This is a genomic window from Enterobacter cloacae complex sp. SYL001, assembly GCF_049237025.1.
Lineage (GTDB): Bacteria > Pseudomonadota > Gammaproteobacteria > Enterobacterales > Enterobacteriaceae > Enterobacter > Enterobacter intestinihominis.
Genome location: NZ_JBMKJI010000037.1, coordinates 19,224 through 37,673, shown reverse-complemented (window position 1 = coordinate 37,673; position 18,450 = coordinate 19,224). Strand labels below are relative to the sequence as shown.

The 18,450-nt window shown below is 53.1% G+C and carries 19 protein-coding genes and 1 pseudogene; 14 read left to right on the top strand and 6 right to left on the bottom strand.

Annotation, left to right across the window (positions count from 1 at the left end):
• Window positions 1–169 (top strand): annotated as a pseudogene (locus ACOTZP_RS22300) (IS4 family transposase); the annotation flags it as partial.
• 29 nt (window positions 170–198) lie between these two features.
• On the opposite strand, the gene tdh reads toward ACOTZP_RS22300, so the two are convergent.
• On the bottom strand, window positions 199–1,227 hold the full coding sequence (gene tdh / locus ACOTZP_RS22295; RefSeq protein WP_017383610.1) for an L-threonine 3-dehydrogenase: 1,029 nt from the start codon (window positions 1,225–1,227) through the stop codon (window positions 199–201).
• 9 nt (window positions 1,228–1,236) lie between these two features.
• Entirely contained in the window at window positions 1,237–2,433 is a 1,197-nt protein-coding gene (gene kbl, locus ACOTZP_RS22290) for a glycine C-acetyltransferase (RefSeq protein WP_015570030.1), read from the bottom strand.
• Window positions 2,434–2,648: 215 nt separating this feature from the next.
• On the opposite strand from kbl, the gene rfaD reads away from it, so the two are divergent.
• The 6 genes from rfaD (at window position 2,649) to ACOTZP_RS22260 (ending at window position 8,959) form a co-directional block, all read left to right on the top strand.
• Entirely contained in the window at window positions 2,649–3,629 is a 981-nt protein-coding gene (gene rfaD, locus ACOTZP_RS22285) for an ADP-glyceromanno-heptose 6-epimerase (RefSeq protein WP_022646634.1), read from the top strand.
• A 79-nt stretch (window positions 3,630–3,708) separates the two neighbouring features.
• A complete protein-coding gene (rfaF, locus tag ACOTZP_RS22280) occupies window positions 3,709–4,755 on the top strand; it encodes an ADP-heptose--LPS heptosyltransferase RfaF (RefSeq protein ID WP_271075361.1) in 1,047 nt (348 codons plus the stop codon).
• A 3-nt stretch (window positions 4,756–4,758) separates the two neighbouring features.
• Window positions 4,759–5,742 (top strand): lipopolysaccharide heptosyltransferase RfaC, encoded by a 984-nt coding sequence (gene rfaC / locus ACOTZP_RS22275; RefSeq protein ID WP_032626573.1) that lies wholly within the window; start codon window positions 4,759–4,761, stop codon window positions 5,740–5,742.
• 3 nt (window positions 5,743–5,745) lie between these two features.
• Window positions 5,746–6,855 (top strand): glycosyltransferase family 9 protein, encoded by a 1,110-nt coding sequence (locus ACOTZP_RS22270; protein ID WP_022646631.1) that lies wholly within the window; start codon window positions 5,746–5,748, stop codon window positions 6,853–6,855.
• Window positions 6,856–6,860: 5 nt separating this feature from the next.
• Window positions 6,861–7,760 carry a glycosyltransferase family 2 protein gene (locus ACOTZP_RS22265; RefSeq protein ID WP_252066145.1) on the top strand — a complete coding sequence of 300 codons (900 nt, stop codon included), beginning with the start codon at window positions 6,861–6,863 and terminating at the stop codon, window positions 7,758–7,760.
• Window positions 7,748–8,959 carry an O-antigen ligase family protein gene (locus ACOTZP_RS22260; RefSeq protein ID WP_045621036.1) on the top strand — a complete coding sequence of 404 codons (1,212 nt, stop codon included), beginning with the start codon at window positions 7,748–7,750 and terminating at the stop codon, window positions 8,957–8,959. The genes ACOTZP_RS22265 and ACOTZP_RS22260 overlap by 13 nt, the downstream gene beginning before the upstream one ends.
• 26 nt (window positions 8,960–8,985) lie before the next feature.
• On the opposite strand, the gene ACOTZP_RS22255 is transcribed toward ACOTZP_RS22260, so the two are convergent.
• Complete coding sequence (locus ACOTZP_RS22255) at window positions 8,986–9,939, bottom strand: polysaccharide deacetylase family protein (RefSeq protein ID WP_022646628.1); 954 nt, start codon at window positions 9,937–9,939, stop codon at window positions 8,986–8,988.
• 150 nt (window positions 9,940–10,089) lie between these two features.
• Here ACOTZP_RS22255 and rfaQ point away from each other — a divergent pair, with 150 nt between their 5' ends.
• The 7 genes from rfaQ (at window position 10,090) to coaD (ending at window position 16,981) form a co-directional block, all read left to right on the top strand.
• The gene (gene rfaQ / locus ACOTZP_RS22250; RefSeq protein ID WP_038415028.1) at window positions 10,090–11,160 is read left to right on the top strand and encodes a putative lipopolysaccharide heptosyltransferase III; all 1,071 of its coding nucleotides are present in this window, start codon (window positions 10,090–10,092) and stop codon (window positions 11,158–11,160) included.
• On the top strand, window positions 11,157–12,284 hold the full coding sequence (locus ACOTZP_RS22245; RefSeq protein WP_180243295.1) for a glycosyltransferase family 4 protein: 1,128 nt from the start codon (window positions 11,157–11,159) through the stop codon (window positions 12,282–12,284). Before rfaQ ends, ACOTZP_RS22245 begins: the two co-directional genes overlap by 4 nt.
• Window positions 12,285–12,286: 2 nt before the next feature.
• Window positions 12,287–13,387, top strand: coding sequence for a glycosyltransferase (locus tag ACOTZP_RS22240; RefSeq protein ID WP_271075362.1), 1,101 nt, complete (start codon window positions 12,287–12,289; stop codon window positions 13,385–13,387).
• A gap of 11 nt (window positions 13,388–13,398) precedes the next feature.
• Entirely contained in the window at window positions 13,399–14,388 is a 990-nt protein-coding gene (locus ACOTZP_RS22235; protein WP_154051755.1) for a glycosyltransferase, read from the top strand.
• Between the two features lie 65 nt (window positions 14,389–14,453).
• Window positions 14,454–15,728, top strand: coding sequence for a lipid IV(A) 3-deoxy-D-manno-octulosonic acid transferase (gene waaA / locus ACOTZP_RS22230; RefSeq protein WP_045308216.1), 1,275 nt, complete (start codon window positions 14,454–14,456; stop codon window positions 15,726–15,728).
• Window positions 15,728–16,498, top strand: a complete 771-nt coding sequence (locus ACOTZP_RS22225; RefSeq protein ID WP_003860875.1) for a glycosyltransferase family 2 protein — start codon at window positions 15,728–15,730, stop codon at window positions 16,496–16,498. The genes waaA and ACOTZP_RS22225 overlap by 1 nt, the downstream gene beginning before the upstream one ends.
• A 3-nt stretch (window positions 16,499–16,501) precedes the next feature.
• On the top strand, window positions 16,502–16,981 hold the full coding sequence (gene coaD / locus ACOTZP_RS22220; RefSeq protein WP_022646622.1) for a pantetheine-phosphate adenylyltransferase: 480 nt from the start codon (window positions 16,502–16,504) through the stop codon (window positions 16,979–16,981).
• Between the two features lie 2 nt (window positions 16,982–16,983).
• Here coaD and mutM read toward each other — a convergent pair whose 3' ends face one another.
• The 3 genes from mutM to rpmB form a co-directional block, all read right to left on the bottom strand.
• The gene (gene mutM / locus ACOTZP_RS22215; RefSeq protein WP_003860879.1) at window positions 16,984–17,793 is read right to left on the bottom strand and encodes a bifunctional DNA-formamidopyrimidine glycosylase/DNA-(apurinic or apyrimidinic site) lyase; all 810 of its coding nucleotides are present in this window, start codon (window positions 17,791–17,793) and stop codon (window positions 16,984–16,986) included.
• A gap of 72 nt (window positions 17,794–17,865) precedes the next feature.
• Window positions 17,866–18,033, bottom strand: coding sequence for a 50S ribosomal protein L33 (rpmG, locus tag ACOTZP_RS22210; RefSeq protein ID WP_003024094.1), 168 nt, complete (start codon window positions 18,031–18,033; stop codon window positions 17,866–17,868).
• A 22-nt stretch (window positions 18,034–18,055) separates the two neighbouring features.
• Window positions 18,056–18,292, bottom strand: coding sequence for a 50S ribosomal protein L28 (rpmB, locus tag ACOTZP_RS22205; protein ID WP_002436699.1), 237 nt, complete (start codon window positions 18,290–18,292; stop codon window positions 18,056–18,058).
• Between the last annotated feature and the right edge of the window lie 158 nt (window positions 18,293–18,450).

The window sequence follows — 18,450 nt, the reverse complement described above, 5'->3', positions numbered from 1 at the left end:
CGGGCTGCCATGGTCATCACCGGGCGCAGTACCGGGGCATCTGAAGCACTTCTACAGTAATGCGGCAATGCTGAAACTGCCACTGAGGAGGGAGCGGGAATATGAAAAGGAAATCAGGCAGAAAAAATCAAAATATCCCTTTAAAAACAATGCTGGTCACCTTAAGTGACCAGCATTAGGCCTCAGGCCCCTTTTTGATTACTTATCCCAGCTCAGGATCACTTTCCCTGACTGGCCGGAACGCATTGCGTCGAAGCCCTGCTGGAACTCATCGATGGAGAAACGGTGAGTGATAATCGGGGACAGATCCAGACCGGACTGGATCAGCGCAGCCATCTTGTACCAGGTTTCGAACATCTCGCGGCCATAAATGCCCTTTATGAACAGCCCTTTGAAGATGACTTTGTTCCAGTCGATGGACATATCTGACGGCGGAATACCCAGCATCGCGATTCGGCCACCGTGGTTCATGGTGTCGAGCATGGTGCGGAACGCCGGTGGCGCGCCGGACATCTCCAGACCCACGTCAAAACCTTCGGTCATGCCCAGCTCTTCCATCACGTCTGTCAGGCTCTCTTTCGAGACATCCACCGCGCGGGTGACGCCCATTTTGCGCGCCAGCGACAGGCGGTATTCGTTCACGTCGGTGATCACCACGTTGCGCGCACCCACATGCTTCGCCACGGCTGCCGCCATAATGCCGATTGGGCCCGCGCCGGAGACCAGCACGTCTTCACCCACCAGGTCAAAGGAGAGCGCCGTGTGTACCGCGTTGCCGAACGGGTCGAAGATGGAGGCCAGGTCGTCAGAGATATTGTCCGGGATTTTGAACGCGTTAAACGCCGGGATCACCAGGTATTCCGCGAAGCATCCCGGACGGTTCACGCCCACGCCGACGGTGTTGCGGCACAGGTGCGTACGTCCGCCGCGACAGTTGCGGCAGTGACCGCAGGTAATGTGGCCTTCACCGGAGACGCGGTCGCCAATGTTGAAGCCTTTCACTTCCTGGCCAATGCCGACCACTTCGCCGACATATTCGTGGCCGACAACCATTGGCACGGGAATGGTTTTTTGCGACCACTGGTCCCAGTTGTAGATGTGAACGTCAGTACCGCAGATGGCGGTTTTACGAATTTTGATCAGCAGATCGTTATGACCGACTTCCGGCTCCGGCACGTCGGTCATCCAAATCCCTTCTTCCGCTTTCAGTTTGGATAACGCTTTCATCACACGTCCTCAGGCAATTACGCCCAGCTGTTTGCCGATGCGGGTAAAGGCTTCCACCGCACGTTCAATTTGTTCAGGCGAGTGCGCCGCAGACATCTGGGTGCGGATACGCGCCTGACCTTTTGGTACCACCGGGAAGAAGAACCCGGTCACGTAAATCCCTTCTTTCTGAAGCTCACGAGCAAATTTCTGCGCGACAACCGCGTCGCCCAGCATCACCGGAATGATCGCATGGTCAGCGCCGGCCAGGGTGAATCCTGCGGCACTCATTTTTTCACGGAACAGGCGGGCGTTAGCCCACAGGCGGTCGCGCAGCTCAGCCCCGGATTCCACCATCTCCAGCACTTTAATAGAGGCGGCCACAATCGCCGGCGCCAGGGAGTTGGAGAACAGGTACGGGCGGGAGCGCTGACGCAGCCACTCAACCACCTCTTTGCGCGCAGCAGTGTAGCCGCCAGACGCGCCACCAAGCGCTTTGCCCAGCGTACCGGTGATGATATCTACGCGGCCCATTACGTCGCAGTATTCGTGGGAGCCGCGGCCATTTTCGCCGACAAAGCCAACCGCGTGAGAGTCATCCACCATCACCAGCGCGTCGTATTTATCCGCCAGATCGCACACGCCTTTCAGGTTGGCGATCACGCCGTCCATGGAGAACACGCCGTCGGTGGCGATCAGCACGTGGCGGGCACCGGCTTCACGGGCCTCTTTCAGGCGGGCTTCCAGCTCAACCATGTCGTTGTTGGCGTAGCGGAAACGCTTCGCTTTGCACAGGCGTACACCGTCGATGATGGAGGCGTGGTTCAGGGCGTCGGAGATAATCGCGTCTTCTGCACCGAGCAGGGTCTCAAACAGACCGCCGTTGGCGTCGAAGCAGGAGGAGTACAGAATCGCGTCTTCCATTCCGAGGAAGTTCGCCAGCTTTTGCTCAAGCTGCTTGTGGCTGTCCTGGGTACCGCAGATAAAGCGAACGGAGGCCATGCCGAAGCCGTGGGTATCCATGCCGTTTTTCGCCGCGGCAATCAGCTCAGGGTGATTCGCAAGACCTAAATAGTTGTTCGCGCAAAAGTTGATCACATGGCTGCCGTCGGCAACGGTGATGTCCGCCTGCTGGGCAGACGTGATAATACGCTCTTCTTTGAACAACCCTTCCGCACGTGCGGTGTCGAGGTCGCTGTTTAACTGTTTGTAAAAATCACCACGCATTGCAATTCTCCAGACTCGGCAAATTTTGGCACATATTACCCAAACCAATAGTTCATGACGAGATGACGCCGTATCTCTTCTCGTTTTTGCAGCATAAATCACGTGTACCCCTGCTGCATATCGGTGAATGGCTGAAGACCGGGCATTGTGATGATATGATAAAGAGATTAGCGTTCGGGATGTTCCCCGGACTCCACACTTCAAAGGTTACAGTTATGATCATCGTTACCGGCGGCGCGGGCTTTATCGGCAGCAATATTGTTAAGGCCCTCAATGACAAAGGCATCACCGACATCCTGGTGGTGGACAACCTGAAAGACGGCACCAAGTTCGTAAACCTGGTGGATCTGAACATCGCTGACTACATGGATAAAGAAGACTTTCTTATCCAGATTATGGCGGGTGAAGAGTTCGGCGAGATCGAAGCCATCTTCCACGAAGGGGCCTGTTCCTCCACCACCGAGTGGGACGGCAAGTACATGATGGACAACAACTATCAGTACTCCAAAGAGATCCTGCACTACTGCCTGGAGCGTGAAATTCCGTTCCTGTACGCCTCTTCCGCGGCAACCTACGGTGGACGCACTTCAGATTTCATCGAATCCCGCGAGTATGAGCAGCCGCTGAACGTTTACGGTTACTCCAAATTCCTGTTTGATGAGTACGTGCGTCAGATCCTCCCAGAAGCCAACTCTCAGATTGTCGGCTTCCGCTACTTCAACGTCTACGGACCGCGCGAAGGCCACAAAGGCAGCATGGCGAGCGTGGCGTTCCACCTGAACACCCAGTTAAATAACGGCGAAAGTCCGAAACTGTTCGAAGGCAGCGACGGCTTTAAGCGTGACTTCGTCTACGTAGGCGACGTGGCGGCAGTGAACCTGTGGTTCCTGGAAAACGGCGTGTCCGGCATTTTCAACCTGGGCACAGGCCGCGCGGAATCCTTCCAGGCGGTGGCAGACGCGACGCTGGCTTACCATAAGAAAGGCAGCATCGAGTACATTCCGTTCCCGGATAAGCTGAAAGGCCGCTACCAGGCATTCACCCAGGCGGACCTGACTAACCTGCGCGCCGCAGGCTACGACAAGCCGTTCAAGACCGTTGCCGAAGGCGTAACGGAATATATGGCCTGGCTGAACCGTGACCGCGATATAAATTCACAAAATCATTCGAGCGGTATCAAGGCGGCAACTAAGTGAATCTCCGGGAGCTTACAAAAGTAAGTGACTGGAGTGAACGCAGGCAGCCAACGCAGAGACAGCTTGAAGGATGAAGTGAATGAAAATACTGGTGATCGGCCCGTCCTGGGTGGGCGACATGATGATGTCGCAAAGTCTCTATCGCACGCTCAAGGCGCGTTATCCCCAGGCGATAATCGACGTGATGGCACCCGCATGGTGCCGTCCGCTGTTATCGCGTATGCCGGAAGTGAACGAGGCGATCCCGATGCCGCTCGGCCACGGGGCGCTGGAAATCGGTGAACGCCGCAAACTCGGCCATAGCCTGCGCGAGAAACGCTATGATCGCGCATATGTCCTGCCAAACTCCTTCAAATCCGCTCTCGTGCCCTTCTTTGCGGGCATCCCGCACCGTACCGGTTGGCGCGGTGAAATGCGCTACGGCCTGCTTAACGACGCCCGGGTGCTGGATAAAGAGGCCTGGCCGCTGATGGTAGAACGCTACGTGGCGCTGGCCTACGACAAAGGCGTGATGCGCAGCGCGAAAGATCTGCCGCAGCCGCTACTGTGGCCGCAGCTCCAGGTAAGCGACGGGGAGAAATCCCACACCTGCAACGCGTTTGGCATTTCGTCCGAACGCCCGAAGATTAGCTTCTGCCCCGGCGCGGAGTTTGGTCCGGCAAAACGCTGGCCGCACTATCACTACGCAGAGCTGGCGAAACAGCTGATCGACGAAGGCTATCAAATTGTGCTGTTTGGCTCGGCGAAAGATCACGAGGCGGGCAATGAAATTCTCGCCACGCTCAGCACCGAGCAACAGGCCTGGTGCCGAAACCTGGCCGGGGAAACGCAGCTCGAGCAGGCGGTTATTTTGATTGCCGCCTGTAAAGCCGTTGTCAGCAACGACTCTGGCCTGATGCACGTCGCCGCCGCGCTGGATCGTCCGCTGGTGGCGCTGTATGGCCCGAGCAGCCCGGACTTCACGCCGCCGCTGTCGCACAAAGCGCGCGTGATCCGTTTGATCACCGGCTACCACAAGGTACGTAAAGGTGATGCCGCAGAAGGCTACCATCAGAGCCTGATCGACATTACGCCGCAGCGCGTTCTCGAAGAGCTCAACGAACTTCTGTTGAGCGAAGAAGGATAACGAATGCGGGTATTGATCGTTAAAACCTCTTCGATGGGCGATGTGCTGCATACGCTGCCGTCACTGACGGACGCGATGCGGGCCATTCCCGGCATTCGTTTTGACTGGGTGGTGGAAGAAGGCTTCGCGCAGATCCCCACCTGGCACGAAGCGGTTGACCGCGTGATCCCGGTGGCCATTCGCCGCTGGCGCAAAGCATGGTTCTCCGCACCGATTAAAGCCGAACGTAAAGCCTTCCGCGAAGCGGTGCAGGCCCGGCGTTACGACGCGATCATTGACGCTCAGGGCCTGGTGAAAAGCGCCGCGCTGGTCACGCGTCTGGCGCACGGCGTAAAGCACGGCATGGACTGGCAAACCGCCCGCGAACCGCTGGCGAGCCTGTTCTATAATCGTCGCCACCATATTGCGAAGCAGCAGCACGCCGTGGAACGTACCCGCGAGCTGTTCGCGAAAAGCCTGGGCTATGCAAAACCTGAAGCCCAGGGTGACTACGCTATTGCACAGCATTTTTTGCGCGAGACGGAGGAGCATGCCGAACCGTATCTGGTGTTCCTGCATGCCACAACGCGCGACGATAAGCACTGGCCGGAAACGCACTGGAGAAGGCTGATTGAACTAATGCAACCTTGCGGTATCCATATTAAACTCCCGTGGGGTGCAGAACATGAGCGGCAGCGTGCGGAACGTCTGGCAGCAGGCTTTTCCCACGTTGAGGTGTTACCCAAACTCACGCTGGCGCAGGTTGCCGCACAGCTAGCGGGCGCTAACGCCGTCGTTTCTGTGGATACAGGGTTAAGCCATTTAACCGCCGCACTGGATCGTCCTAATATCACGATTTTCGGCCCGACCGATCCGGGGTTGATCGGGGGTTACGGTAAAAACCAGCATCAGATGGTCAGCCCTACGCAACAAACGAAGGATATTAGCGCAGATGCTATTTTTTCATTTTTACAGGGCAGCCATCGGCTTTCCAACAGGGATATTTAACCCATGAGTTATGTATTTCTGCTGATTTTACTCTTTCCGGTGAAACTCCTCCGGAAGCTGTTTCGAAAAGACACGGGCAAAAACCTTGTCATTCAGACAGCCAAAATCGGTGACTTTATTAATGCGACACCTCTACTGGCATATCTGCAAAAAAGCGATGTGTTGGTCAGTCGCAGCGTTGGTGCGCTGGCGAAGCATGATGAGACTATCGAGCAGATCTATTTTATTGAGCAGCATAAGCGCAACCTGTGGCGTAAACTGTGCTTCGCGTGCAGGATCATGAACCGCTACGACAACGTCTACCTGCTACAACCCAACAGCGTGAACCTCTTTTTTGCCGCCGTCTGCAATGCTAAAAACAAACAATTTTTAACCATTTACACGCGCAGGTGGTATCACGGGATTTTCTATCTTGCGGCTGACGGTACCGTTGAGCATGGCAAAAAAACGCTTTCGGTGTCGAACTACCTGAAACTGGCCGACCGCGCACTCACATGGCAAGACTCTCCCAAGCACGCCACAAAGCCGCTCTTTAAACCGACGACCTGGCCGGCCATTCTTGATAAACCTGACGTTATCCGCATCGGCATCAGTATTGCGGCGGGCAATAAAGCCAAAACCGTCCCTCCGGTTATCTGGAAGCGGATTGTTGATCAACTCGCTGATTTACCCTGCGAGTTTTATGTCTTCGGCGCGCCAAATGAACAGTCGTGGATGGACGATATCACCCGCCTTTACGGTGAAATCCCTAATTTTATCAATCTTATTGGCAAAATTTCGCTGGAAGAGCTTCCCTGGGCCATTTCTAAGATGGACTGTTATATCGCGTCTGACTCGGGGAATGTGTATATCGCAGACGCCGTTGGCGTTCCGGTAGTCCTGCTGTTTGGTCCGTGTTGTCACTATGAACAACGTCCGCTTGGCAATGTGTTGCTGATCGGGAATGACGACAACATTTGTTCTTATGTGTTTGAAACGCGCTATTACTTCCCGCAAGAACGGGAAGCACTATTCTCTGTCACTGACTCCGCGTTACACGATCTTCAGCAGTTTATCCGTACATTACCCAAAGCCCGCTCACTGGCTAGCGCTACCGACGCTCAAGGAAACTAATTTTTATGGCTTTTTTAAGCGTCATTATTGCTGCTCATAACGCTGAAGCTACGCTGCATGCCACGCTTTCAAGCCTGCTGGCAGCCACCGTTCAAGACACTGAAATTATTATTTTTAATGACAGTTCTGAGGATACCACGCAGGCAATAATTGAAGAGTGGTCACCTAAATTTCCTCAGATCATAACGCGCACCGTGAACTTTCGTAACGTCGGCCGGGTACGAAACAGTGCTGTCGCACTGGCATCCGGTGAATATATTACGATGCTCGACAGTGACGATTGCTTAAAGCCGGGCAGCCTCAGGGACGCAATTACCTTTCTGAAAGCGCAACGTCCGGATATGTTACTGACACGTTTGCTTGAGATTCGCGATCCCCGGAAAATGACTTCAGACTGGCAGGGATTCAATCCTGTGCCATTGTCACAACATGAAGCAGTCGCTCGTTTCTTACGCCATAAAGACTTTCAGGCGCATCTCATTGGCCAGTTTATTCATCGTAGCCTGTACGAAAGCAACCCTATTCCTCCAATGTTATGTTATGAGGATTTCGCTGTCTTCCCCGGAATGTTGATGCAGTCGAGCAAAATAGTCTATCAACGCCAGGGGCATTATTATTACGTCAAGCGTCGCGACAGTTTGTCGAGCAGTCTGGACGCCAGCAAAATTTCAACGCTTGTCGAATGCACGTTACAGATGGAAAGAACATTTCCGTCAAGCTACAAGCATCTTGTCAATTGCCACTGGTTTGATATTTACAGCAACCATCGGTCCTGTCTTACAGACCAACAATTGCAACTCGTGAAACAACGCGTAAAGGCCATGTACACATTGTCTTTTTTCCTGTCCACCGATGTTCGTTTTAGCTACAAAAAAAGGGTTATTGAGGCGTTATGGAAAAAATAAAGTTAAGAACTTACCAGTTAACACTCGCATTGAGCCTTATCTCTTTAGCTCTTGTGCTTGTTAATTCAGGGAAACAACGAGAGTTTTTCTATATTGCAATATATGCAAGTATCTTGGGTTTGGCATTTGAGTATAAAAAAATCTCCTGGCATCCTTTTAGTATCGCCTATCCTATTATGCTGATAGGGTTACTTAATCTTATTTGGTATGTCACTTATGAATTGCATAATGAGGGATTAAACGCATACAGTGATTATCTTGGATCGAGTAAAAAATTAATTCTGGCAAGCCTTTTGATTTTTTACCTTGACCGTTTCAAAAATTATGTAACAAAAGATAATTTTGTGAAATATTTCTTAATTAGTACAGCTGTAGGTTATACCCTTGCCACAGCTTATGGCCTTTATCAGGCTGTACAAGGTATTAATCGCGTAGAGATGGCTATAAACCGTCCAACTATCGCAGCGTATGTATATTCTGTTCTATCATTAGCCTTTGTTTACAGCTTATACCTAAAGAATAATGTGAAATTATACCTTTTGGCAGGCGTCGTAGTCCTGATATCTTTCTTCCTGATTCTTTTGACAGCCACGCGTGCCGCCATGGCCCTTTACCTGTTACTGGCTATTATTCTTACACTTTATCATTTCCGAAAAATTCACCTTAAATCATTAATGATTTTTTTATGCATCGTTGCAGGGATCATAATTGTAAGTTATAAACCATTGATATCACCTAAAATTCAACAAACAGTGACTGAGATAACTAAATATCAGGAAGGGCATGATGCAACTTCTCTGGGGGCTCGTTTTTCAATGTGGAACGTGGGTCTTATGACTGGCATTGCGCATCCACTGGGACAGTCTATTGAAAGCAGGGAATCATGGGTTCGAAATTATGTCGCAAATGGACATCAACATGTTGCAGCAGCGCTCGGTTACATTCGAATTCATTTGCACAATGAGTTTATTGAAAAATATTCACTGCAAGGCATTCCTGGACTGCTAATTTTGTGCTTCTTTTTTGTTTCGATAATAGCTTACTCTATTAGAAGTAAAAACGCACTGCTGCTAACCTCGATGCTACTTTTGCTTTTGTATGGTCTGACGGATGTCATACTGCTCAGTTCAGAAGCCTTAATCTTCTTTATGGTTTTGTTTGCATTAAGTACACCTTTCACCCAAACAAAGCAGCAATAGCAAATATGCCCGCCTGGCGGGCATAACTATTTTTTGTACTGGTAAAACTCCGCCAGCGTCATCCCCACGGTCTTATCTGATAACCAGGTAAAGAGCTGCTCCAGATCCTGATAAAGCCCCTCAATCGCGGCCTCGTCTTTAAAAGTAGGGCTCCCGCCAGGCATAAATTCCGACGAATGCAGCATGAACTCTACGTAGTCATTTCCCTGAGACAGGCACTGCTGCGCAACCTTAATCATCTCCTGCGCGTTACCGCCGGACGGGCGTAACCAGTTAACTGACGGAGAACGGTATTTACCGCGCAGACGATCGTAACCCTGCTTCAGGGAATTCAGCCATGCCGGGTGTTTATACTGGATGCTCATTGGCACTTCGAGGAGAAGGCTGTTTCCCGGCCGGGAAATGTCGTCTACGTCCAAAAAGTAGGCGCGATCGGGAAAATGCTGGTAATTCGTTCCGCCATTACCCTGCGGGGCACCTTTCGCGTTGCGCCAGTTCACGCGCGGCGTAACGGAACAATCTACCTGATACCCCAGCTCAATCAGCAACCGGGCGTAACGGCTGTCGAATGCCCAGCGCCCGGCGCGATGGCTGAGCATTTTTGTCTGGAAGGTCTCTTCCAGTAGGCGGGTCATGAACAGCACTTTCTCACGCATGACCTCGTCTGAAAACTCAATCAGATAAGGCTGCCAGCGCCAGTCATCACCGGTCAGATCGTGCTCCGGAGGGCTGTTCCAGGCATGGAGATGCATTCCTACCTCGCCCTGCCCCCGGGCTATGACCTCTTTCGCGAACTCAATGAACACCGGTTCGACGGCCATCTCGTAGTTGGTGAGCCAGACAGGCTTAAAGCCGAAACGCTCGCAAAGCGTCTGAAACCGCGCCAGGTAGCGCGCGTTTTCCGTTTTGATGACCCGGTGGTTCTGCCAGAGATTATCCCCTTCTGTATCGATCGTGATGATAAACGCTGGTTTTTTCATAATGAGTCCGCAAGACAAAATAGTTAGCGCTATGTTACGCACGCCCGAAAGCAGGAGTAAACCCTTCCAGGGAAATTCCTGACATTATGGAGAAAGAGTGCAAGTCGTTACCAGGTCTATTAGAATTGCCAACAGTACAACGCCGATAAGATGATGATGAATAACTTACCTGACACGCCTGATTTGCGCATTTTACTGATTAAACTTCGCCATCATGGTGACATGTTACTCACCACCCCCGTCATCAATTCATTGCGCCAGAAATGGCCTGAAGCCCAAATCGACGTGCTTCTCTATGAAGAGACGCGAGACATGCTCGCCGCGCATCCGGCAATCGGTACGATCTATGGTATCGATCGTAAATGGAAGCAGTTGGGGACGCTGAAGCACCTGCAAAAAGAGTGGCAGTTGCTTCGTGCTTTACGCGCTCAGCATTATCATCTGGTGATCAATCTTGCCGATCAGTGGCGCAGCGCGCTGGTTACCCGCTTCACCGGCGCACCGGTTCGGCTCGGGTTCGCTTTTAACAAGCGCAATAATGCCTTCTGGCGTTTTTGTCACAGTGAACTGGTCTCGGTCGCCAGCCATCAGAACCTGCACACCGTTGAACAAAACCTGTCCATACTGAAACCATTACCCGTTGCCGCCAGACCCGCCGTCACCATGGCTTACAGCGCGGATGACTGGCACCATGCTCATCACAAGCTGACACAAAAGGGCGTGGGGGAACGCTATATCGTTATTCAACCCACTTCACGCTGGTTCTTTAAGTGCTGGGACGAAGGCAAAATGGCGCAAACTATCGCCGCGTTGCAGCAGGACGGCCACACTATCGTCCTTACGGCGGGACCGGATAAGAAAGAGCTGGCGATGATTGACCGCATTCTTGCCGCCTCCCCGCAGACGGGTGTTGTATCGCTGGCAGGGCAGTTAACCCTGCGCCAGCTGGCCTCGCTTATCGATCACGCAGCCCTGTTCATTGGCGTTGACTCCGTCCCCATGCACATGGCCGCCGCCCTTCAGACGCCCTGCGTGGCGCTGTTTGGCCCATCAAAGTTGACGTTCTGGTCGCCATGGCAGGTTAACGGCGAGGTCATCTGGGCTGGTAACTACGGCCCGCTTCCCAACCCTGACGCCATTGATACAAAAACGACGGAACGTTATCTCGACGCCATCCCCGTTGATGCTGTCGTCTCCGCCGCAAGGAGATACCTGCAATGAAGCTTCATCGTCTGGCCATTGTGCGCCAAAAATATCGGCCGGATGGGGGAGCAGAACGTTTTGTCTCCAGGGCACTCACCGCGCTGAGCAATCAAAATCTTGAGCTCAACGTCATCACCCGCGAGTGGCAGGGCGAAAAGCAGGACGACTGGCATATTCATATTTGCGATCCACGAAAGTGGGGCCGCATCAGCCGTGAACGCGGCTTTGCACACGCCGCGCGCGCGCTGTGGCAGCAACAGCAGTTTGATATTGTACAGAGCCACGAACGTATTCCGGGCTGCGATATTTACCGCGCCGGAGATGGTGTACATCGACGCTGGCTGCTACAGCGTACGCGTATTCTTCCCGCCTGGCGCGCTAAGCTGCTCATGCACGATCGCTATCACCGCTACGTGATGAACGCCGAACGTGAAATGTACCAGGCTCCCGAGTTGAAAGCCGTTATCTGTAATGCGGAGATGATCAAGCGCGAAATCGTCGAAGACTTTGATATTGACGCAAAAAAGATACATGTGATTTATAATTCAATAGATTCCCGCCGCTTCGTTCCGGCAGAAGAGAGGCAGCGCGCTGTACTGCGTAAGCAATTTGGCTTACCCGCTGATGCCGTCATTTTCTGCTTCGTGGGTTCAGGGTTTGAACGCAAGGGGCTGGCAAGCGCTATTCAGGCTATAGCAGGAACATCGGCGTGGCTGGTTGTGGTCGGTCAGGATAAAGCGGAAAGCCGCTATCGCGACCTCGCCCGTTCATTAGGCTGTGAGGGGCAAATCCGTTTCCTGGGGATGCAAAAAGAGACGCTGCCATTTTATCAGCTTTCTGATGGTTTACTGCTGCCGACGCTGTATGATCCTTTCCCTAACGTCATACTTGAAGCAATGGCCTGTGGATTGCCCGTCATTACGTCAGAGAGTTGCGGTGGTTCAGAATTTATTGAGCAAGGCCAGAACGGGTTTTACTGTGATGCACTTGATATCCACACATTGAAGGAGGCCGTCATGTCCATCCCTTCACTGGAAAAAAATAACAATATGGGGCTTGTGGCGCGTGAACGCGTCAGAGAAGCAACCCCTGAAAAACTATCAAGTCAGCTTATTTCGCTTTATCAAAAATTACTGGATTAATAATGCGCATCCTAATGATTATTGATGGTTTACCCGGTGGAGGAGCCGAAAAAACGGTTCTCACCCTCTCCAGCGGACTGACAGAACTGGGGCATCAGGTCATCCTTTTCTCCTTACGGAAGGTGTGCGACTACGCCATTCCGGAAGGCATCGATTTTCAGGTCGTGCAGGATACCTGTAAAAAACCCTGGCGGAAGCTGACCGAGATCCCGCGTCGCGCCCGTTTGCTGGATCGCGCCATTGAGCAGGCAGAACGCAGCGGTAAATTTGACGTCGTCTTCTCGCATCTGCATAAAACCGACCGTATCGTGGCGCACAGCCGCGTGCTGGATCGCGATAAGGTCTGGTTTTGCGTACACGGGATGTTCTCCTTCTCCTATTTGCGCCATCGCAGCGGGCTTTCTCGCTGGTTTAAGCATTATAAAATTCGTCATACCTATGAAAACCGCAACGTGGTGGCGGTATCCGGTGCCGTGCTGCACGATCTGTCTGAAGTACTCGCGATCCCCCTGCGGCGCAAAGCGGTTATCCATAACCCGTTTGATATCCCTGAAATTCAGCGTCTGGCGGAAGCGCCCTTTGAGATGCAGGGGCAGAATTACATTATCCACGTTGGCCGTTTTCATGAGCACAAACGTCACGACCGGCTGCTGCGGGCGTTTGCGATGAGCAAGATTGACGCATCGCTGGTGTTGATGGGCAAAGGCTCTGACGTGAAAATTAACCAGCTCAAACAGCTTGCCGCTAAGCTGGGAATTGAAAACAAGATCGTCTTCCGCCCGTTTGAAACCAATCCTTATCCGTGGATCAAAGGTGCACGCCTTTTAGTGTTAAGTTCCGACTGCGAAGGTTTTGGTAATGTACTGGTAGAGTCCATTATCTGTCAGACCCCACCGGTGAGTACAAACTGCCCTGGCGGCCCTGCTGAGATCCTTACTGGCCCTCTGGCGCGTGGTCTGACCGCGTTAACCGACGAATCACTGGCGAATACCCTGGCAGAACTGTATGCCTCTCCGCCGGTTGTTGATCGCGAAACGATCGCATCGTTCGGTATCAACGCCATTTGCCAGCAATACATTGCTTTGGTCGACAACCAAAAATAATCAGGTTTCATATGCAAAATTCAGCGCCTTTATTAAGCGTGGTGGTTGCCGTTTATAACGGTGAAGCTTTTCTCGATCAGTTCTTTACCTGCCTTGTAAATCAGCATATCGACAGTATGGAAGTCATCATCGTGAATGACGGCTCCACTGACCGCTCGATGCAGATTGTCGAAAAATGGCGCGAACAGCTGCCACAGATGCAGGTTATTGAACAACCTAATCAGGGCGTGTCCATCGCGCGTAATACCGGCCTGGCCATTGCGACCGGCCAATATCTCTCTTTCCCGGATATTGATGATGTCTTCAAACCCGGCATGTACCAGCGTCTGCTGGATATGGCCGTCACGCAGAACCTGGATGTCGCCACCTGCAATGGCAACTACGTCTGGGAAAATAACAAAAAACCGTCTCGCCCTATCTTCCCTGAAGATAAGCTCGCCTCAACGGGCGTCATGAATGGCGCGGCATGGTTAAAAAAGGCGCTGGATTCACGTAAGTTTCTGCATGTGACCTGGCTGAATATCTATCGTCACGATTTTATTCGTCAGCACGGCTTTCGTTTCGAGCCTGGCCTGCGCCATCAGGATATCCCGTGGACGACTGAGGTGCTGCTTGCTGCAGAACGCGTTCAGTACACCAGCGAACGCTTTTACGACTACTACATTCACTCCGCCTCGGTATCGCACACCCCGGATAATGACGACACGCTGATTCGCTCAGCGCGCCATTACATGAAGATCCTGAAGATGCTTGATGCCATTAACCAGCGCTACCCGGATAAAGTGAAAAATATCCCGGCCTGTCACTGGCAAATCGCCAAAGAGGGTCTGGGAATTATTCATACCTTCGACAACATGAAGGATGAAGCGAAGAAATCAATGATAATCAAAGAGTTCTTCGACACCGGGATCTGGAAGCTCATCTGGAAAAGTGCCAAAAGCCCGCGTTTGCGCTGGCGCCTGGGCCGACGCTACTTCCGTTTAAAACGGTATCTGGCATAAGAGATAGCTTTAGCACGCTTAAATGCTTAGAATTTCCCGGCCGAAACTAAAAAACGGATAATCGCTTGGAATTGTTGTATACCGCCCTGCTCTACATCATTCAGCCACTGGTGTGGCTGCGACTGTTGCTTCGTAGCCGTAAAGCGCCTGCGTACCGTAAACGCTGGGCCGAACGCTATGGCTACTGCCGCAATAAAGTGGCGCCGGACGGTATTCTGCTGCATTCCGTGTCAGTCGGGGAAACGCTGGCCGCCATTCCACTGGTGCGTGCCTTACGCCACCGTTATCCGTCACTGCCCATCACCGTCACCACGATGACGCCAACAGGCTCAGAGCGCGTGATGTCTGCCTTCGGTAAAGACGTGCATCACGTCTACCTGCCGTACGATCTCCCCTGCGCCATGAACCGTTTCCTGAATACCGTTCGCCCTAAACTGGTGATCGTCATGGAAACTGAACTGTGGCCGAATATGATTTCCGCCCTGCATACCCGTAAAATTCCTTTGGTTATCGCCAACGCGCGTCTGTCGGAACGCTCGGCGAAAGGGTACGGCAAGCTGGGTAAATTTATGCGTCGCCTGCTCAGCAAAATTACGCTGATCGCCGCGCAGAACGAAGAAGATGCCGCGCGCTTTATCGCCCTCGGCCTGAAGCGCAACCAGCTTGCGGTCACGGGTAGCCTGAAGTTCGATATTTCCGTCACCCCTGAACTCGCCGCCCGTGCGGTAACGCTGCGTCGTCAGTGGGCGCCGCGTCGCCAGGTCTGGATTGCCACCAGCACCCATGACGGCGAAGAGGCCATTATTCTTCAGGCTCACCGCCAACTGCTGGAAAAATTCCCTGATTTACTGCTGATTCTGGTTCCTCGCCATCCTGAGCGTTTTAAAGATGCCCGGGAGATGGTGCAAAAAGGCGGTTTCAGCTTCACCCTGCGCAGCAGCGGCGAAATCCCCTCTGGCAGCACGCAGGTGGTGATTGGCGATACGATGGGCGAACTGATGCTGCTGTACGGGATTGCCGATCTTGCTTTCGTTGGCGGAAGCCTGGTGGAGCGCGGTGGTCATAACCCGCTGGAGCCGGCAGCCCACGCCATTCCCGTGCTGATGGGTCCACACACGTTTAACTTCAAAGATATCTGCGCGAAATTGCAGCAAGCCGATGGCTTAATCACCGTGACCGATGCGGACTCGGTGGTCAAAGAGGTCTCAACCCTTCTGACTGACGAAGATTACCGCCTGTGGTACGGTCGTCACGCCGTTGAAGTCCTGCATCAGAACCAGGGCGCACTGACCCGTCTGCTGCAACTTCTGCAACCTTACCTGCCGCAGCGGAGCCACTAATGTCAACGCGTCTGTCGGTCGTGATGATCGCCAAAAACGCCGCCGACCTGCTTCCGGATTGCCTGGCCTCTGTTGCCTGGGCTGACGAAATCGTCATTCTCGATTCCGGAAGTACGGACAATACGGCGGACGTTGCCCGTGCAGCTGGGGCAAAAGTCTTTACCGACACCGACTGGCAGGGCTACGGTATTCAGCGTCAGCGTGCGCAGGGTTACGCCACAGGCGATTACGTGTTGATGATCGATACCGATGAGCGCGTCACCCCGGAACTCCGACAGGCCATTCAAACGGTGCTTGCCGCGCCACAGCCCGGCGCGGTCTACAGTATCGCGCGTCGTAACTATTTCCTGGGCCGCTTTATGCGCCACAGCGGCTGGTACCCCGACCGCGTGATGCGCCTCTATGCCCGCGAGCGTTATCAGTACAACGACAACCTGGTCCATGAGTCTCTGGCCTGCGATAACGCTCAGGTCATCCCCCTGACGGGCGATCTGCTTCATCTGACCTGCCGCGATTTCGCCAGCTTCCAGCGGAAACAGCTGAACTATGCCACCGCCTGGGCACAGGAGCGGCATGCGCGCGGCAAGAAGGCCACGCTGACCGGCATCTTCACCCACACGCTGGGCGCGTTTCTGAAAACGCTGCTGCTACGTGGTGGCGTGCTGGACGGCAAACAGGGCTGGTTACTGGCGGTAGTGAATGCCCAGTATACTTTCAATAAATACACCGAGCTGTGGGCGCTGAACCGCGGCTACTCAGAGAAAACGTGAGCCATGAGCACAAAAGCGATTTATCCGGGTACCTTCGATCCGATCACTAACGGTCATCTTGATATCATCACCCGTGCGGCGTGTATGTTCGACAAGGTGATTCTGGCCATTGCCGCCAGCCCGAGCAAAAAGCCGATGTTTGACCTGAACGAACGCGTGCAGCTTGCCACCGATGCGATTTCGCATTTGTCGAATGTTGAGGTCGTCGGATTCAGCGATTTGATGGCAAACTTTGCCCGTGCCCAGCAGGCCAATATCCTGATCCGCGGTCTTCGCGCGGTAGCAGACTTCGAATATGAGATGCAGCTGGCGCACATGAACCGCCATCTGATGCCGGAGCTGGAGAGCGTATTCCTGATGCCCTCCAAAGAGTGGTCCTTCATCTCTTCTTCGCTGGTGAAAGAGGTGGCGCGCCATCGCGGGGACGTTACCCACTTTCTGCCGGTTAACGTCCACCAGGCGTTGATGGAAAAGTTAAAGTAACCCTACTTCTGGCACTGACGGCAGTAAAACGTGGCGCGCTGAGCGTGCTTCGTGGCAATAATCGGCGTCCCGCATGCTCTGCACGGTTCCCCCTTACGACCATAAACCTGCAACTCCTGCGCAAAATAGCCCGGCTTCCCGTCGCTTTGCAGAAAATCCTTCAGCGTCGTCCCGCCCTGCTCAATTGAGCGCAGTAGTACCGCTTTAATCACTCTGACCAGCAGCTCGCACTCCTGCGCAGACAGCGAAGAGGCCAGCCGATCGGGATGGATCCCGGCGGCAAACAACGATTCGCTGGCATAGATATTCCCCACGCCCACGACCAGCTTGTTATCCATCAGCCAGGGTTTAATCGGGGTTTTCTTTTTCGCGCACTTCTCTTTGAGATAATCCGCGTTAAACGCCTCTGAGAGCGGCTCAGGTCCAAGATGCGCCAGCACGTTGTGCCCTTCCAGCTCTTTGGTCCACAGCCATGCGCCAAAGCGACGCGGGTCGGTGTAACGCAGCACCTTGCCGTTACTCATCACCAGATCAACGTGGTCGTGCTTTTCCGCAGGCAACTCTTCGGTGAGGATGCGCAGGCTTCCCGACATGCCCAGATGGATAATGATCCAGCCGTCAGGCAGCTCCAGCAGCAGGTATTTCGCGCGGCGCTGTACGCTCAGGACGGGTTTATCGCTTAACGCGTGGATCTCATCGGACACCGGCCAGCGCAGACGCCCGTTGCGAACGACAGCATGAAGAATAGTCGCGCCAACCAGATGGGGCTCAATGCCGCGGCGGCTGGTCTCTACCTCAGGTAATTCAGGCATGGTTCCTCCGTTGAGATGCAGAATGCAAAAAACCCCGCAGATGCGGGGTTTTTCAATACAAGGAGACTAAAATTATTTGATTTTAGCTTCTTTGTACAGTACGTGCTGGCGTACAACTGGATCGAATTTTTTCAGTTCCAGTTTTTCCGGCTTAGTACGTTTGTTCTTCGTGGTGGTGTAGAAGTGACCTGTACCAGCAGAAGAAACCAGCTTGATTTTCTCGCGAATACCTTTAGCCATGATTTATTTCCTCTTTAAGTACTTAGTACTTTTCGCCACGGGCACGCAGTTCGGACAGAACTGTATCGATGCCTTTCTTATCGATTACACGCATACCTTTAGCAGATACGCGCAGGGTGACAAAACGCTTCTCGCTCTCAACCCAGAAACGGTGAGAGTGCAGGTTCGGCAGGAAACGGCGTTTAGTCGCGTTCAGTGCGTGGGAACGGTTGTTACCGGTCACCGGACGCTTGCCAGTAACTTGGCAGACTCGGGACATGTCTATTCTCCAAAAATCAAATTAGCTCGAGCTTCGTATGGGGTATCGGCGCCTCGTCAGGCTTTACAGCCCGGTCATCGCATAGTTCTATTGAACTCTCGATTGCCAGGCCCAAATGCCAAACCCGAGATTCTCAAAGGTGGCGTAGTATACGCTGA

What these genes read in the sequence shown, in the direction of transcription:
- tdh (WP_017383610.1), bottom strand. Translation starts at nt 1,227, where the DNA reads ATGAAAGCGTTATCCAAACTGAAAGCGGAAGAAGGGATTTGGATGACC.
- kbl (WP_015570030.1), bottom strand. Translation starts at nt 2,433, where the DNA reads ATGCGTGGTGATTTTTACAAACAGTTAAACAGCGACCTCGACACCGCA.
- rfaD (WP_022646634.1), top strand. Translation starts at nt 2,649, where the DNA reads ATGATCATCGTTACCGGCGGCGCGGGCTTTATCGGCAGCAATATTGTT.
- rfaF (WP_271075361.1), top strand. Translation starts at nt 3,709, where the DNA reads ATGAAAATACTGGTGATCGGCCCGTCCTGGGTGGGCGACATGATGATG.
- rfaC (WP_032626573.1), top strand. Translation starts at nt 4,759, where the DNA reads ATGCGGGTATTGATCGTTAAAACCTCTTCGATGGGCGATGTGCTGCAT.
- ACOTZP_RS22270 (WP_022646631.1), top strand. Translation starts at nt 5,746, where the DNA reads ATGAGTTATGTATTTCTGCTGATTTTACTCTTTCCGGTGAAACTCCTC.
- ACOTZP_RS22265 (WP_252066145.1), top strand. Translation starts at nt 6,861, where the DNA reads ATGGCTTTTTTAAGCGTCATTATTGCTGCTCATAACGCTGAAGCTACG.
- ACOTZP_RS22260 (WP_045621036.1), top strand. Translation starts at nt 7,748, where the DNA reads ATGGAAAAAATAAAGTTAAGAACTTACCAGTTAACACTCGCATTGAGC.
- ACOTZP_RS22255 (WP_022646628.1), bottom strand. Translation starts at nt 9,939, where the DNA reads ATGAAAAAACCAGCGTTTATCATCACGATCGATACAGAAGGGGATAAT.
- rfaQ (WP_038415028.1), top strand. Translation starts at nt 10,090, where the DNA reads ATGATGATGAATAACTTACCTGACACGCCTGATTTGCGCATTTTACTG.
- ACOTZP_RS22245 (WP_180243295.1), top strand. Translation starts at nt 11,157, where the DNA reads ATGAAGCTTCATCGTCTGGCCATTGTGCGCCAAAAATATCGGCCGGAT.
- ACOTZP_RS22240 (WP_271075362.1), top strand. Translation starts at nt 12,287, where the DNA reads ATGCGCATCCTAATGATTATTGATGGTTTACCCGGTGGAGGAGCCGAA.
- ACOTZP_RS22235 (WP_154051755.1), top strand. Translation starts at nt 13,399, where the DNA reads ATGCAAAATTCAGCGCCTTTATTAAGCGTGGTGGTTGCCGTTTATAAC.
- ACOTZP_RS22225 (WP_003860875.1), top strand. Translation starts at nt 15,728, where the DNA reads ATGTCAACGCGTCTGTCGGTCGTGATGATCGCCAAAAACGCCGCCGAC.
- coaD (WP_022646622.1), top strand. Translation starts at nt 16,502, where the DNA reads ATGAGCACAAAAGCGATTTATCCGGGTACCTTCGATCCGATCACTAAC.
- mutM (WP_003860879.1), bottom strand. Translation starts at nt 17,793, where the DNA reads ATGCCTGAATTACCTGAGGTAGAGACCAGCCGCCGCGGCATTGAGCCC.
- rpmG (WP_003024094.1), bottom strand. Translation starts at nt 18,033, where the DNA reads ATGGCTAAAGGTATTCGCGAGAAAATCAAGCTGGTTTCTTCTGCTGGT.
- rpmB (WP_002436699.1), bottom strand. Translation starts at nt 18,292, where the DNA reads ATGTCCCGAGTCTGCCAAGTTACTGGCAAGCGTCCGGTGACCGGTAAC.